Here is a 15,176-nt window from a genome sequence, read left to right as displayed (position 1 = left end):
ACAGGCAAGGTCGATCATGCGCGCATTTAGCGAGGCGCGGCCCGCCAAGTCAAGGCGGGAGTGCGCCGAACAGGTACGGAAAGCGCGGCGCGGCGGCGATTCGAGGCCAGGGGGTGGCGCTGGCGCGATGCCCCGGATTCATGCTATGAGCGAGGTCATAAGATAAGCGGAAAGGATGCGGACATGAGACGGCACCGCGCAGGGCTGCGCGCCGTGCGCCTCGCGGGATTGGCGATCGGGCTGGCGACGGCCTGGATCCCGCTGGCCGCGCAGGATGCTCCTGCGCTCGATCCCGACATTCCGCCCGCCGTCGTCCGCACCGGCCCGTCGCTCGATGCGCGGGTAACGATCCCCATCCATATCGACGGCAAGGGGCCGTGGAACTTCATCATCGATACCGGGTCGCAGCGCACCGTGATCGCGCGCGACCTGGCGGAACGGCTGGCCCTCCCCGCGCGCACCAACGTCACCATCATCAGCATGACCGGCAGGTCGGAAGCGACCACCGTGGCCGTGCCGCGACTGGGCTTTGCCGGCGGCACGATCGATGATATCGAAGCCCCGGTGCTGGAGGGCGACCATCTGGGCGCACCGGGCCTATTGGGGCTGGACAGCCTGCACGCCAAGCGGGTGACGCTGGATTTCCGCAGCGGACAGATGGCCATCGCCAGCAGCAGCGCGCGCCGCAGCACCAAGGTCGATCCCGATACGATCGTGGTGGAGGCCCGGCGCAAGCGCGGTCAGTTGATCCTGCTCGATTCCAACGTCAACGGCATGCGCGTCGCCATCATGCTCGACACCGGCACCAATTTCAGCATCGGCAATATGGCGCTACGCAACAAGCTGATCGCTAAGAAGCGCGCACCGGATCTGCTGACAGCGACATTGACGAGCGTGACCGGCGGGACGCTGACCGGCGAAGTCGGACGGATCAAGTCGGTGCGGATGGGCCGGGTCAACCTGATCGACGTGCCGGTCCTGTTCGTCGATGCCAGCCCCTTTGCGGAACTGGGGATGGCGGACAAGCCCGCGTTGCTGCTCGGCATCAGCGCGCTGCGCCTGTTCGACAGGGTCGCGATCGACTTCGGCCGGGGCAAGGTGGACTTCCTGCTGCCCGATGCGAGCGCGCTCAACAAGACGCAGTTGGCGGCGAACGACGTGCGCCCTTAGGCACCGGCCTTAGGGATAAGGGTTGGGACGCGGCGGTGGCTGGCGCTGGCGGTCGCGACCCAGCACATTGTCGATCCATTGCTGGTCGAGTTGCTGAGGCTGCGGCCGGTCCTCCGGGTCGACTTCCATCTGTTGGTCGTCGCTTTCCCCTTCCGTCGCCTCGGAACGCGCCCGGTCGACCGGGAAGCCATTTTCATCGACCATCATGCCACCCTCGGCCTCGCCATCGGGGCTGCCATAATAGGCCTCCTCGTCCGGCTCCAGCTGCCATTCGGGCAAGGTCAGTTCGGTTTCGAATTCTTCCACCGGGCGTTTGGCGACGGCGACTTTCATATAATCGGCAAAGGCGCGGGCAGGCGCGCGACCACCCTGCAGCACACCCACCGCGCGCGCGTCGTCACGGCCCATCCACACGCCGGTCGTGATGCCGCTGGAAAAGCCCAGGAACCAGCCATCCTTGTTGCTGCTGGTCGTGCCGGTCTTGCCCGCCACGGGGCGACCGATCTGGGCCGCCTTGCCCGTGCCGGTGGACACGGCGGTCTGCATCAGGTCGGTCATGCCCGCCGCGACCCAGGGAGCGACCAATACGCGGCTGGTATCATCCTCATGCTCGTAGAGCAGGCGACCGTCGGCCGTCGTCACCTTGGTAATGCCATAGGGGGTAACGGCGATGCCCTTGCGCGCGATCGAAGCGAAGGCCCGGGTCATGTCGATCAGGCGGACGTCCGACGTGCCCAGCACCATCGAGGGATGGGTGTTGATCGGCGTCGTCACGCCAAAGCGGCGGGCCATGTCGGCGACGGTCGGGAAGCCGACCTCGACGCCCAGCTTTGCCGCGACCGTGTTGATCGAATAGGCGAAGGCGGTGCGGATATCGATGTCGCCCGAAAAACGCCCGGAGCTGTTGCGCGGCTTCCACCCGTTGATATCGACCGGCTCGTCCGTGACGCCGGTGTCGGGGGTATAGCCCGCCTCCAGAGCGGCCATATAGACGAAGATCTTCCACGCCGACCCCGGCTGCCGCGTCGCCGTGGTCGCGCGATTATAATTGGACGTCACATAATCGAGGCCGCCGACCAGCGCGCGCACCGCGCCGTCACGGTCCAGGCTGACCAGCGCGCCCTGCGTACCCGAAGGCACATTGGCCTTGACCGCCGCCGTCGCCGCATTCTGCATGGTGAGGTCGATGGTGGTATAGACTTCCAGCGGCTCGTTGGACTCGTCGATCAGCACATCGAGTTGCGGTAGCGCCCAGTCGGTGAAATAGCGGACGCTGTTCTGCGGCGGTTCGGGCGCTAGCGCGACGTTGGCAATGTCCGCCGCCGCCTTGTCCGCCGCGCTGATGACGCCATTTTGCACCATCAGGTCCAGCACCACGCCGGCCCGGCCGATAGCGGCTTCCGCATCGGCGGTGGGGGAATAGCTGGATGGCGCCTTCACAAGCCTGCGACGATCGCCGCTTCGGGCAGGTCGAGCGTCGTGGCGGGATGGCCGAAGAATTTGCGGCTGGCCGCATCAATGCCATAGGCACCGCCGCCGAAATAGACTTTGTTCAGATAGAGTTCGAGGATCTGCCGCTTGGAGAATTTGCGTTCCAGCGCCAGGGCCAGCACCATCTCACGGATCTTGCGGCCGAAACTATAGCTGTTGTTGAGGAAGATGTTGCGCGTCACCTGCTGGGTGATGGTCGATGCGCCCTGCAGACGGCGACCGGTGCCGCGATTTTCGACCGCGACCCAGGCCGCGCGCGCCATACCGACCGGATCGACGCCGGGATGATGATAGAAGCGCTTGTCTTCGGTCGACACCATCGCGTCGATCATCACCTGCGGGATCTGGTCATAGTCCAGCCAGCGCCCGAAGCTCGGCCCCAGCGACACGATCACGCTGCCATCGGCGGCATGGACACGGATCATCTGGCCATTGGGGGAGGATTTGAGGCTGCCATAGTCGGGCAGCGACTGGAGCGCGATGACCACCGCGATCACGAGTGCCAGCAGCCCGGCCACAGCCGCCGCCGCGCCGATCTTCACCGCGCGCAGCGCCCATATCCTCGCGCGGCTGCGCGTGCCCTTGCTCTTGCCTGATCCTGCCATCTGTGCCGCCCCGGATACGCGCTAATCCCGGCCCCGGCCAGCGTGATTTAGACGCTTTGCCGGGAAAATTGCCGTGATCGTCTCCATGACGATGGCCGCTTTACACGGGATGAACGGTTACTCGCCCTGGCGCGGTTTGAAGTCGAGCGAGGCGCTGTTCATACAATAGCGCAGGCCGTTGACGCCCGGCCCGTCGGGGAAGACATGGCCCAGATGCCCATCGCACTTGGCGCAGCGGACTTCGGTGCGGACCATGCCGTGGCTGGCGTCGCGAATTTCCTCGACCGCGTCGATATCCACCGGGGCGGTAAAGCTGGGCCAGCCAGAGCCGCTGTCATATTTTTCCTCGGCATCGAACAATTCGGTGCCGCAGCCCGCGCAATAATAGCGGCCATCAACCTTGTTGGCATTGAGATGGCCGGTAAAGGCCCGCTCGGTGCCGCCTTCGCGCAGCACATGATAGCGTTCGGGCGAAAGGCGCGCGCGCCATTCCGCATCGGTCAGGGTCAGCTTTTCCATGGCGGCAATATGGGGGCGCAGGCCGCGTCGATCAAGCGTTGGCGATGCGGGTGAGGCGCATGGCGAGGCCTGCCGCCCCCGGCGTTGCGCTCAGGACACGCAACAGGGCGGGATAGCGCCCGAGCGCGCGAAAACCCGCCGCCGCGCGCAAGGGCAGCAGCGCCCGTCGCGCGAAATGGCGTTGATAGCGTTCTGCGCCGTCGCGCCCCTGCGCCTGCCATTGCGCCACGGCCGCTTCGGCGCTGGCGAGCGCGATGCCGATCCCCTCCCCCGCCAAAGACGGGATCACGGCCGCTTGATCGCCAAGCCGATAAAGGCCGGGCCAGGTCGTGGTCGCGCGCCAGCCATAGGGGACATCGCCGATCGCATCGACGCCAGCATCGGCGGGCAAATCCCCCAGCCGATCGGCCAACGCGGGCGAGCGATCGGCCAGCGCCGCGATCAGGCCGAGCGGGCGGCCGCCAGCGGCGGTCAGACGGCTCTTGCGCACCGCCATGCACAGATTGGCGCTGCCATCCTCCTGCAACAACAGGCCGACATAGCCGCCCTCGACCCAATGGAGTTCGATGCGGCCGCCGATCAGGCGCTGGCGCGCGGGGCTGGCGGGCAGGCGCAGACGCAGGCCAAGTTCGGGGTCTGCGCCGTCACGGCGCCGCGCCGCGCCACGCACATCCTGTTTGCCGGTGGCGAGGAACAGGCTGTCCCAGTCAAGCCCCTGCCCATCGTCCAGCGTGATCGCGGTCGGCGTCAGCGTCCGAACGGCATGGCCGAGCCGGAATGTCACGCCAGCGTCGGTCGTGGCGGCGCGCAACAGCGTGTCGAGCCGATGCCGCGACAGACCCATGCCGGGTGCGGGGAGCGGCAGTTCTATCTCTTGCCCGCCCGCAAACAACGCCAGCCGGTCGATCCGGTGGCCACCTAGCGCGGCCGCGTCGATGCCCAGCGCCTCGATCTGCGCGATCGTCGCCCAGCTGAGAAACCCGCCGCACAACGCGTCCCCCGGCACCTGTTGCCGATCGATCAGCAGCGGTTCCGCGCCAAGCTGCGCCAGTCGCAGCGCCGCCGCTGCACCGGCCGGGCCTGCGCCCAGGATCAGTGGCGGCGTCATCGCTGCCGGGCGACGCAGAGCCGGAAGGGGAAGACACGCTCGATCCGTGCATCGCCGATATGCGCCGTCGCCAGCATCGCTTGCCATTCGTCGGGTACGAAGCTGCGCGCGATCGACAATTGCCCGTCGGCGCGGACGATCGGATGGACGCCGAGCAGGCGGGCGAGCAGCGGATAGCCATGATAGGCAAAGCCGTGGCGATGCAGGTCGTTGACGAACCACCCCATGCGCGCCCGATCCTCCATGAAATGCAGGAACGCCAGCCGCTCCGCATCCTCCATATGGTGGGTGACCAGGCTGGAGATAATGATGTCCCATGGTTCATCCGCCAGCGCGGCATAGTCGCCGGTGCGATAGTCGATGGCCAACGCCGGGTTGGTGCGCGCCTGCGCCACCGCCTGGCTGCGCGGGTTGAGGTCGATGCCGACGAGCGTGCAGGCGATGCCGCGCCGCTTCGCCCAGGCCGCGATCCGCCGCAACATGCCGCCATCGCCATAGCCGACATCGAGCAGCCGGAACGGGCCGGTTACCGCGCGATCGAGAAAGCGAAGCGTCGGCCGCGCCGCCAGTGTGACGCGATTGACCCGGTCGAGATCGGCCAGCACCCGCGCATAGACGGCTTCGGGCAGGTCGGCCTCATCCATCTGCTCTGGCGCCAGCGATCGCTTCATACGTCCGCCCGGTGGAAGGTCAGGCCTTCGGCCGCGAGGCCCGGCCCGAAGGCCAGCGCCATCCCCTGCCCGCGCGCGTCGCTCGCCAATATCCGCGCCAGCACGAACATCAGCGTCGCCGACGACATGTTGCCAAAGGCGCGCAGCACCGCCCGGCTATGGTCGAGCGCGTCGGGGGCCAGATCGAGCGCCCGCGCCACCGCGTCCAGGATCGATCGGCCCCCGGCATGGACCGCCCACAGATCGACGCTGTTCGCCGGAATCGGCAAGGCGATCGTACCGGCGAGCGCCTGCGCGATCGCGCCGGGCACTTCGCCCGACAAATGCATGGCGAAACCATGATCGCCCAAATCCCAGCGGATCAGCGCCTCCGTATCGGGCACGGTCATGGCGAAAGGCTGGCCGAGCGTAATGCCGCCCGGCCCGGCGCTGACCAAAGCCGCCGCCGCGCCATCGCCAAATTGCAGCATGGCCAGCAATGGTTCGACCCGCGCATCGTCCTGCAAATGCAGGCTGCTGAGTTCCACGCACACCACCAGCACCCGCGCGCCCGGTTCCGACCGCACGATATGGCGCGCCGATCGCAAGGCGACGATCGCGGCATAGCAGCCCATATAGCCGACCATCAGCCGCTCGACCGTCGGGTCCAGCCCCAGCATCGTCACCAGTTTCTGGTCGATTCCCGGCGCAATGAAGCCCGTGCAACTGGCGACCACCAGATGGGTGATCCCGTCGATCGCCACTTGGTCGGCCAGCGCGGCGACTGCGCGCGTCGCGAGGATCGGGGCAGCGTCGGCATAGATGGCCATGCGCTGCGCCGTGGTTGGCCATGGCCCGCCATAAAAGCCATCCTGCGCGGTCGGCGATCCGGTGCCGCCGTCCAGCACCGACCAGCGATGCTCGATCCCGCTGCGCTGCGCCATGCGCGTGAACAAAGCCCGTTCGCGTCGGTCGGCGATCCGTTCGCCCGCCCAATCGATGAAGGCCGGATGGATGTCGGTGTCCGGGACGGCCGTGCCGATGGCGTGGATCATGGCGGTAAGGGAAATGATGCGCTGCCTTTGTTGCGCGCTGGCGCAGTGGTCCGGGCGTACCACCGTGTCGCGACCTGTTCAGTCCTTCAAAGCGCCCGGAGCCGCCTTATCGTTCCCGCGCCGCCTGCCGCGCGATGGTCAGCAATTCGTGGCGCACCAGCAGATCGCCCGTGCCCCGGCCCGACCGGGTGGCGCGCTCGGCCTCCAGCAAGCGCTGGATCACGCGCGCGATGCCACTGCTGTCCCACTGCCGTACCTGGCGCGACACCAGCCCTTTTTCCTTCCAGAACACCGCCTTACCCGCCGCGTCCATCGCCGTTTCCAGTCGACCGCTGGCATCGAAACTGGTGCGGATATTGGCGATCAGCATCGCGCGGGTCATCAGCGGGCGAATGACCGATGCCATCGCCGTGCCGGTTTCATGCAGGCGCGTGAGTTCATGGTGCATGGCCTTTAGGTCACCACCCAGCACGGCGTTGACCAGCGGCGCGACCTCCGTATCGGGGTTATCCGCCGACAAGGCGTCCAGCGCCTCCGCCGTCGCTTCGCACGGCCGGTCGGGCGCGGCGTCGAGATAGAGGATCAGTTTCTCGACCTCGCCCTGCATCAGCGCACGATCGCCATTGGCGAGCGCGACGATCCGCCGGGCCAGATCGGACGACAGGCGCAGGCCGCCTTCGCGCGCGATCGCTACCGCAATCTGTTCGGACTCGCGCGCGTCGGGTTGGTAGGAAATGAAGGCGAGCGTCGCCTTATGATCCAGCGCCAGCTTGAGCAGCTTCGACGTGGCCTTGAGCGCACCCGCCACCGCCACGACCGGATTGCCCGCCGCCGGGCTTTCGAGCAGCGCGGTCAAAGCAGGCAGCGATTCTTCGCCCATGCCGCTGACGCGAATCCAGCGCCGGTCGCCGAACATGGAAAAGGATGCGGCCTCATCCGCCAGCCGGGCGGGGTCGTCGCGCAGGGTCGATCCGTCGAGGTCGATGCGTTCGGCCTGTGGCCCCATCGCCCGCTCCAGCCGCTTGAGCAGCGCCTGGCTGCCGGCATCGTCGGGGCCGTAGAGCAGGAAGAAGCGGACGTCAGAAGGTGGCGCGTCGAGCGCCTTTTCGATCTGGCCGCGACTGGCCTTCAAGGATTGGCCGCCTTGCGCGAAAACAGCGCCAGCCGGGTGACGATCTGGTCCGCCACCGTCTGCGACAGCCGTTCCAGTGCCGTATCTTCGGCCGCGATCGTCGCATATTCGCTCGACGTGACGTCGATGCCCGCGTCGGACCCAGCGGTATCGTCCAGTATCTGGGCGCCGGTCGCTTCGTCGATCAACTTGTAGCGCGCGCGCAGGGTGCGCCGTTCACGGGTGACGGCGGCGTCGGCGCGCAAGCCGAAACCGGTGATCTGGTCATCCAGCTTCACCACCAGCTTGTAGCGTGGGCCGCTGCCGCCGCTCATCGCGCCCAGCCGATCGTTGAGCGCATTGCGGACCAGCCAGCCGCCGCGCCCTTCGATCGGCGCGACATCGACATTGCCCAACGCCTGCGCCACCGCACCCTGCGTCCCCCCGCCATAGACGGGGCGGAGGCCGCAGCCGGTCAGCAGGAGGGGGATGGCGAGAAGGGGGAGGAGACGCTTCATGATACCACCTCTAACCGTTCGGGCTGAGCTTGTCGAAGCCCTCTGCTGAGCGGAGCGAAGTAACGGCCCTTCGCCCAGCCCGAACGGATGTTCGCTGCTAGATAACCAGATTCACCAGACGATCGGGCACGACGATGATCTTCTTAGGTGTCGCGCCATCCAATATCCGCATGACATTGGGCGCGGCGAGCGCCAGCCGCTCCAACTCGTCCTTCGCCGTCCCCTTGGGCACGGTGATGGTGTCGCGCAGCTTGCCCATCACTTGGCAGGCGATGGTCACTTCGTCATCGACCAGCAGCGCCGGATCGACCGTGGGCCAAAGCGCATCGGCGATCAGGCCGGTTTCGCCCATCTCGGCCCAGGCTTCTTCGGCGAGATGCGGCGTCATCGGCGCGACCAGCAGGGCGAGCGCGCGGATGGCGGCGTTGCGCGATGCGGACGGCGCGGCCTTTTCGACCGCGTTGGCGAGTTCGTAGATTTTGGCGACCGCCTTGTTGAAGGACAGCGCCTCGATATCCTTGGCGATCCCGTCGATCGTCTGGTGCAGTTTGCGGTCGAGCGGCTTGTCGGTGCCTTCCGCCCCTGCCTCGATCTGGCCGAACAGACGCCATAGGCGGTTGACGAAGCGCCACGATCCCTCGATCCCGCTTTCGGTCCAGGGCAGGTCGCGTTCGGGCGGGCTGTCCGACAGCATGAACCAGCGCACCGCGTCCGCGCCATATTGGGCGATGATGTCATCAGGATCGACGACATTCTTCTTGGACTTGGACATTTTGACGACCCGGCCGACTTCGACCGGTGCCTTGTCCGCGATCAGCGTCGCGCCCTCGGCCGCCCGTTCGATCTCGCCCGGCGCGAAATAGACCGACGGCAACCCCTCGCCCTGCTCCCGGCTATAGGTCTCATGCGTTACCATCCCCTGCGTGAACAGGCCGGTGAACGGCTCGGCAAAGCCCAATTGCCCCATATGCTGCAACGCCCGCGTCCAGAAGCGCGCGTAGAGCAGGTGCAGGATCGCATGTTCGACCCCGCCAATATATTGGCCGACCGGCAGCCATTTTTCGACCGTCGCACGATCGAATGGCTTGTCCTTGGGCTGGCTGGCGAAGCGGATGAAATACCAGCTCGAATCCGCGAACGTATCGAGCGTATCGGTTTCCCGCACCGCCGCCTTGCCGCACTTCGGGCAGTCCACATGCTTCCAGGTCGGATGGCGATCGAGCGGGTTGCCCGGAATGTCGAAGGTCACATCGTCGGGCAGGACGACCGGCAACTCCGCCTTGGGCACCGGCACCGCGCCGCAAGTCTCGCAATGGATCACCGGGATCGGCGTGCCCCAATAACGCTGGCGCGACACGCCCCAGTCGCGCAGGCGAAACACGGTCTTGCCCGCGCCCCAGCCTTCGGATTGTGCGCGGGCGATGATCATGGCCTTCGCGTCGTCCACGCTCATGCCGTCGAGGAAGCGGCTGTTCACCAGCTTGCCCGGCCCGACATAGGCTTCGCCCCGGATCGGCTTGGCTTCGTCACCTTCCGCTGCGACGACCCGCTCGACGGGCAGCATATATTTGCGCGCGAAGTCGAGGTCGCGCTGGTCATGCGCGGGAACGCCCATCACCGCGCCAGTGCCATAATCCATCAGCACGAAGTTCGCGATGAACACCGGCAACTGCCAGTCGGGATCGAACGGATGCGTGACGGTCAGGCCCGTGTCGAAGCCCAGCTTTTCGGCCGTTTCCAGCTCGGCCGCGGTCGTTCCGCCTGCCTTGCACAAGTCGATGAAGGCCTGCGCTTGCGGGTTCCCCGCCGCGACCTGCTGCGCCACCGGATGATCGGCGGCGATCGCGACGAAGCTCGCGCCGAAGATCGTATCGGGCCGGGTCGAATAAACTTCGATCTCCTGCTCGAACGGCGCGACCGGTTTGAAGTGGAATTGCAGGCCGACCGACTTGCCGATCCAGTTTTCCTGCATCGTCCGCACCTTTTCGGGCCACTGATCGAGGTTTTTCAGCCCCTCCAGCAGATCGTCGGCGAACTGGGTGATCTTGAGGAACCATTGCGACAGCTTGCGCTTCTCGACCGTCGCGCCCGACCGCCAGCCCTTGCCGTCGATCACCTGCTCATTGGCCAGCACGGTCATGTCGACCGGGTCCCAATTGACCGCGCTTTCCTTGCGATAGACGAGGCCCGCTTCCAGCATGTCCAGGAACAGCGCCTGTTCATGGCCATAATAATCGGGGTGGCAGGTTGCGAGTTCACGGCTCCAATCCAGCGCAAAGCCCAATTTCTTGAGCTGCGCCTTCATGTTGGCGATATTCTCATAGGTCCACTTGCCGGGATGGACCTTCTTTTCCATCGCCGCATTTTCGGCGGGCATGCCAAAGGCGTCCCAGCCCATAGGGTGCAGCACTTCATGCCCCGTCATCCGGCGGAACCGCGCCAACACGTCGCCCATCGAATAGTTGCGGACATGGCCGATATGGATGCGGCCCGACGGATAGGGGAACATCTCCAGCACATAGCTGCGCGGCTTGTCCGACATATCGTCGGCCTTGAAGCTCTGCTTCTCGTCCCAGATCGCCTGCCAGCGGGCGTCGGCCTCCAGCGGATTGAAGCGCCTTTGCATGTTCACGTCCTACCCAAATGCGAGGGGGCTGGGCCTTTGCAAGCCCAGCCCCGAACCGTCAAAAAACAAAGGCGGTGCCTGCGCGCCGCCCAAGCGAAGAAGAATCAGCCGCCAATCGACGTGCGGCGCAGGTCGCGGGCCTTGGTCAGGATCACCTCTTCCAGCTTCTGCACGGTCGCGGCCTTGACCGGCGCGTCGAGCCACTGGCCGTTCTGGCTCACCTGGCGGCTGGCCGCGACGCGCAGCGCGTCAGCGCGCAGATCCTGGTCCAGGATCGATACGGTCAGCTTCATCCGCTCATTGGGGCTGTTAGGGTTGGCATACCAGTCGGTCACGATCACGCCGCCGTTCGAATCGGTCTGGACCAGCGGCATGAAGGAAATCGTGTCGAGCGCCGCGCGCCACAGATAGGCGTTGACGCCGATCGTCGTCACTCGCGACGCGGCAAGGTCCGCTTCGGGCCGATCCTTCGACCCGCCCCCGCAGGCGGCCAACGGCAGAAGCGCGACCAGCAGCAGGCCGGCGGAAACAGGAGCGGAAAAACGGCGGACCATCAGGCATGTCCTAGCTTGGAAAATGACGAAAAACAGGCTGCTTCTATAGTGGCCGTGCGGCGTTGGGCAAGGGGCGCTGCGTCGGGGCGGGGCGATCATCGTTTGGGCACGCAACCGCTACGCGCCAAACTCTGTGTGTTCCTTGCAACAGCTCCGACAAAAAGCCCCCCGCCCCCTAGCCAATGGAGGCTTTCCGCGTGTAGAGCGTTACCACATAACAATGCACGGGGGCGAGATTCGGGACATGCGCGTACAGAGGGGACATTTAGCGTTGGCGGGAGCGGCATTGACCGTGACCGGCTTCATGCTGTCTCCTGCGATCGGCGCAGCCAGCAAGCTGGTGCAGATGCAGGCCGATGCACCCGTGTCGCTCGGCGCGCTCGGCAGCATTTCGTCCTTCACGCCCACAACCAAAGACCCGCAACTGGCCGCCGCTTATGCGAAAATCGCAGCGTCCGCCAATCGTCAGGGTTTTCGTTTTACGCCGACCAGCGGATCGCTGAGCGGCGAGCGTTCGATCACCGTGATGGTCCGCGCCAGCGGTGAACGCCCAACCGTGACCCGCACGATCGACCCGATCGACATCAAGCCCGTCGCATTCAGCCTGAACGGCGCGCAGAATTGGCGCAAATTCGCTCTGCCCGAATCGGTCGGCCGCAAGGCGCTTGATCCGGTGCCGGTCGAAACCATGGTCGATGCTAAGAGCTTCTCGCTGGATGAGGGCAAGAAGGATCGCTTCAGCACCAAGATGCTGATCGAAACCCGCCGCGATGCCGTCACCGCAGCACGCAATCCAGGTGCGGAGAAGGATTATTCGCTGGATCTCGCCAGTTCCTACTCGCTGACGCGCAACCTGAACGTCACCGCCGGTGTGCGCTACAATAATAATGTCGCGGGTCGCCTGACCCCGATGACCGACGACCGGCAAGACAGCCAGGCCGTCTATCTGGGCACCATCTTCAAATTCTGATCGGCCTGCGGGTTGAGTGACAGGAGCCGGGCCTGATCGCGGCAATGACGGATCACGCCCTGATTTCGGCCCGCCTCCTGTGAATCGCGCCGGGTTATTTACCTGGCGTGCGATAGGGAATGAAATCGCCCAGGGCGCAAGCGCCGCTGGTCATTCCGGTCAGCAGATTGGCGGTCGTGGTCATATCGCCGCGACAGAGTTGCGAGCCGAAGCTGCGCACGATCATGGTGTCCCCATAGACGAGGCCGCTGCAACTGCCGATCAGCTCATTCTTGTAGATCAACCGGTTGTTCACCCGATAGAGCAGCACATTATTGCTGATGACGGTTAAATTGGTCTGCGGCTGACGGTTGATGCAGCTCATCTTTTCACCGGCGACCTTGCCGTCCAAGGCCTTTTCCAGCTTCGCCGCCTGTTTTTCGGTCAGCGGCGTGGGCGTGTAGCTGCCGGTGCAGCCCGCCAGCAGGAGGGGCGCCATCCATATCCATACCCGCATCGCAACTCTCCTTGTCGATGTTCAACTCAACCACGGCACCATAGCGCAAAAGCCGTCAGGCCGCGTCCTTCGCCGCGCGGCGTTCGGTCAGTTGCGCCACGTCGCGCGCGCGCATGAAGATATTGGTGTCGCGCTCCAACCCGATCGTCGTCGGCACCGTCGCTTCGCCCCGTGCCCGCTGGGCCTCCACCACCGCGACGCGCTGGACCAGCGCGACATTGTCCGGCTCCACCATCAGCGCGAACCGACCGTTGGAGAGCGTATACTCATGGGCGCAGTAAACAGCCGTATCTTCCGGTAGCGCCGCGAGACGTTCCATATTGGCGAACATCTGCGCCGCCGTCCCCTCGAACAATCGGCCGCAACCCATGGCGAACAGCGTATCGCCAACGAACGCCATGCGTGCGTCGGCCAGATGATAGGCAATATGCCCCGCCGTATGCGCGGGGACCGCCATCACGGTCGCGACATGATCGCCGATGCGCACTGTATCGCCTTCACCAACCAGGCGATCGAGCGTCGCGATCTTGTCCGCCTCGGCCGCTGGCCCGGTGATGACGCAGTCAGTCGCGGCCTTGATCGCCGCATTGCCGCCGACATGGTCGCCATGCCAGTGGGTGTTCCAAATCTGGTCGATGGTCCATCCCCGCACGGCCGCGGCTTCCAACACCGGCTCCGCAACGGCGGGATCGATCGCGACCGTCTCGCCATTCGTTGGGTCATGCAGCAGCCAGACATAATTGTCGGACAGTACGGGGATGCGGACCACCTCCAGCATCGGGCTTACCATTGTCCAACATTAGGCATCGACACCCAGGGTTCGGCTGGGTCAAGCCGCCCGTCCTGCAACAATTCGATCGAAATGCCATCGGGGGTGCGGACGAAGGCCATATGGCCGTCGCGCGGGGGGCGGTTGATGGTTACGCCCGCATCCACAAAGCGCTGGCACGTTTCATAGATATTTTCGACCCGATAGGCGATATGGCCGAAATTGCGCCCGCCGTCATAGGCTTCGGCCGGACTGCCATCTTCCGGGGGCCAGTTATAGGTCAGTTCAACCTGCGCATCCTCGTCACCCGGCGCGGCGAGATAGACGAGGCTGAAGCGCCCCTGTTCGCTGTCGAACCGCTTGACCTCCTTGAGCCCAAGCAGGTCGAAAAAAGGCGATCGTCTTGTCGACGTCACTGACGCGGATCATGCTATGCAGGAATTTGGGCAAGTCTCTCTCCATTCGCCGCCATAAAGCAACGGTTCATCTGCACGAAGGCAGGGATGCTCTCAAGATAAGGTCCCGCATCAACAGAAGGAAGAGGCAAGGATATGGCACTGGACATGCGGGACAAGATATTGCTCGGCAGCGCGGCGTTGCTGGCGTTGGGCGTCGTCGGTGGCGGCTATCTCTTGGGGGACGGGCTGCGGCGCGCCAAGGCGGCGGATCGATCGGTCACCGTCCGGGGCCTGGCGGAAAAGGACGTGACGGCAGACCTTGCCACCTGGTCGATCAGCTATTCGGCCACCGGCTTCGATCTACCCACCGTGCGCGCGGAAATCGACAATAATACCAAGGAATTGCGGTCCTATTTCACCGGCCTGGGCTTCAAGCCCGACGAGCTGACCCCGACCGGGGCCGGGGTGAACCAATATCTCAACAATGGCGTGAACAATATCACCGTCACCCAGCGGATGTTGCTGCGCACAACCGACATCGCCCGCGCCCAGCGCGCCGTCGCGCAGCAGTTCGACCTGGTCCGGCGCGGCGTCACGCTGCAGGAAGGGTCGGGCATGCGCTACAGCTTCACCAAGCTGAACGACGTCAAGCCGCAGATGGTGGCCGCCGCCACCAAGGACGCCCGTGCCGCCGCCGAACAATTCGCCAAGGATGCAGGTTCGGGCGTCGGCGGGATCAAGAGCGCCACGCAGGGCTATTTCTCGATTGCCGCGCGCGACGGCGAAGGCGGCGACGGGTCGAGCGACACGCCCTACAAAAAGGTGCGCGTCGTCACGACCGTCGACTTCTACCTGCAATAGCGGGGTTTAGTCGTCTCCGATCACGGCACCAGCCGCACCGCCAATAACCGCACCCTCGGTCGTGCCAAGGCCAGTCGCGCTGCCGACCACCGCGCCGCCGGTGCCGCCGATCAAACCGCCGGCCGTCGCACCACGCGAACAAGCCGTCGTCGTCATTGCGCCCGCCAACAGCAGGCCAATCACAGCGATATTTTTCATCCTGGGGTTCATCGTCTCTTCTCCGTTTCCATGGGTCCCGCTCTTTCCAAGCGAACGGGTCGAACCGGAAAGCGGTT

Annotated in this window: 14 protein-coding genes and 2 pseudogenes; 3 read left to right on the top strand and 13 right to left on the bottom strand. The window is 65.2% G+C overall.

The features are described 5' to 3' along the window. Window positions 1-183: 183 nt before the first annotated feature. Entirely contained in the window at window positions 184-1,170 is a 987-nt protein-coding gene (locus BF95_RS13310; protein ID WP_043151874.1) for a retroviral-like aspartic protease family protein, read from the top strand. Window positions 1,171-1,179: 9 nt separating this feature from the next. On the opposite strand, the pseudogene BF95_RS13305 reads toward BF95_RS13310, so the two are convergent. From BF95_RS13305 to BF95_RS13265, 9 genes and pseudogenes are all read right to left on the bottom strand, one after another. Continuing rightward, window positions 1,180-3,266, bottom strand: a pseudogene (locus BF95_RS13305) (transglycosylase domain-containing protein). A gap of 117 nt (window positions 3,267-3,383) precedes the next feature. Then, window positions 3,384-3,785, bottom strand: a complete 402-nt coding sequence (gene msrB, locus BF95_RS13300) for a peptide-methionine (R)-S-oxide reductase MsrB (protein ID WP_043151873.1) — start codon at window positions 3,783-3,785, stop codon at window positions 3,384-3,386. Between the two features lie 31 nt (window positions 3,786-3,816). Further along, entirely contained in the window at window positions 3,817-4,893 is a 1,077-nt protein-coding gene (locus BF95_RS13295; RefSeq protein WP_152542716.1) for an NAD(P)/FAD-dependent oxidoreductase, read from the bottom strand. Further along, window positions 4,890-5,564, bottom strand: coding sequence for a methyltransferase domain-containing protein (locus tag BF95_RS13290; protein ID WP_043151872.1), 675 nt, complete (start codon window positions 5,562-5,564; stop codon window positions 4,890-4,892). Before BF95_RS13290 ends, BF95_RS13295 begins: the two co-directional genes overlap by 4 nt. After that, window positions 5,561-6,598 (bottom strand): type III polyketide synthase, encoded by a 1,038-nt coding sequence (locus BF95_RS13285; RefSeq protein ID WP_081764156.1) that lies wholly within the window; start codon window positions 6,596-6,598, stop codon window positions 5,561-5,563. The genes BF95_RS13290 and BF95_RS13285 overlap by 4 nt, the downstream gene beginning before the upstream one ends. Before the next feature lie 106 nt (window positions 6,599-6,704). Further along, window positions 6,705-7,730, bottom strand: coding sequence for a DNA polymerase III subunit delta (gene holA / locus BF95_RS13280; RefSeq protein ID WP_043151871.1), 1,026 nt, complete (start codon window positions 7,728-7,730; stop codon window positions 6,705-6,707). Continuing rightward, window positions 7,727-8,227 carry an LPS assembly lipoprotein LptE gene (gene lptE, locus BF95_RS13275; protein WP_043151870.1) on the bottom strand — a complete coding sequence of 167 codons (501 nt, stop codon included), beginning with the start codon at window positions 8,225-8,227 and terminating at the stop codon, window positions 7,727-7,729. The genes holA and lptE overlap by 4 nt, the downstream gene beginning before the upstream one ends. Window positions 8,228-8,324: 97 nt before the next feature. Further along, window positions 8,325-10,853, bottom strand: a complete 2,529-nt coding sequence (leuS, locus tag BF95_RS13270; protein WP_043151869.1) for a leucine--tRNA ligase — start codon at window positions 10,851-10,853, stop codon at window positions 8,325-8,327. Between the two features lie 104 nt (window positions 10,854-10,957). Next, entirely contained in the window at window positions 10,958-11,407 is a 450-nt protein-coding gene (locus tag BF95_RS13265) for a DUF3576 domain-containing protein (RefSeq protein ID WP_043151868.1), read from the bottom strand. A gap of 244 nt (window positions 11,408-11,651) precedes the next feature. Here BF95_RS13265 and BF95_RS13260 point away from each other — a divergent pair, with 244 nt between their 5' ends. After that, window positions 11,652-12,377 (top strand): hypothetical protein, encoded by a 726-nt coding sequence (locus tag BF95_RS13260; protein ID WP_043151897.1) that lies wholly within the window; start codon window positions 11,652-11,654, stop codon window positions 12,375-12,377. Window positions 12,378-12,471: 94 nt separating this feature from the next. Here the strand turns inward: BF95_RS13260 and BF95_RS13255 are convergent, their stop codons facing one another. The 3 genes and pseudogenes from BF95_RS13255 to BF95_RS13245 form a co-directional block, all read right to left on the bottom strand. Then, window positions 12,472-12,873, bottom strand: coding sequence for a hypothetical protein (locus tag BF95_RS13255; RefSeq protein ID WP_043151867.1), 402 nt, complete (start codon window positions 12,871-12,873; stop codon window positions 12,472-12,474). A gap of 55 nt (window positions 12,874-12,928) precedes the next feature. After that, on the bottom strand, window positions 12,929-13,651 hold the full coding sequence (gene gloB / locus BF95_RS13250) for a hydroxyacylglutathione hydrolase (RefSeq protein ID WP_043151866.1): 723 nt from the start codon (window positions 13,649-13,651) through the stop codon (window positions 12,929-12,931). 5 nt (window positions 13,652-13,656) lie between these two features. Continuing rightward, window positions 13,657-14,092, bottom strand: a pseudogene (locus tag BF95_RS13245) (VOC family protein). A gap of 101 nt (window positions 14,093-14,193) precedes the next feature. Here BF95_RS13245 and BF95_RS13240 point away from each other — a divergent pair. Continuing rightward, window positions 14,194-14,901 (top strand): SIMPL domain-containing protein, encoded by a 708-nt coding sequence (locus BF95_RS13240; RefSeq protein ID WP_043151865.1) that lies wholly within the window; start codon window positions 14,194-14,196, stop codon window positions 14,899-14,901. Between the two features lie 6 nt (window positions 14,902-14,907). Here the strand turns inward: BF95_RS13240 and BF95_RS13235 are convergent, their stop codons facing one another. Continuing rightward, complete coding sequence (locus BF95_RS13235; protein WP_200866965.1) at window positions 14,908-15,099, bottom strand: hypothetical protein; 192 nt, start codon at window positions 15,097-15,099, stop codon at window positions 14,908-14,910. Between the last annotated feature and the right edge of the window lie 77 nt (window positions 15,100-15,176).

Origin of the sequence: Sphingobium sp. Ant17 (genome assembly GCF_000588875.1) — a bacterium.
Classification (GTDB): domain Bacteria; phylum Pseudomonadota; class Alphaproteobacteria; order Sphingomonadales; family Sphingomonadaceae; genus Sphingobium.
The sequence above is the reverse complement of the archived record's forward strand: the minus strand, read 5'-3'. Positions and strand labels throughout refer to the sequence as shown.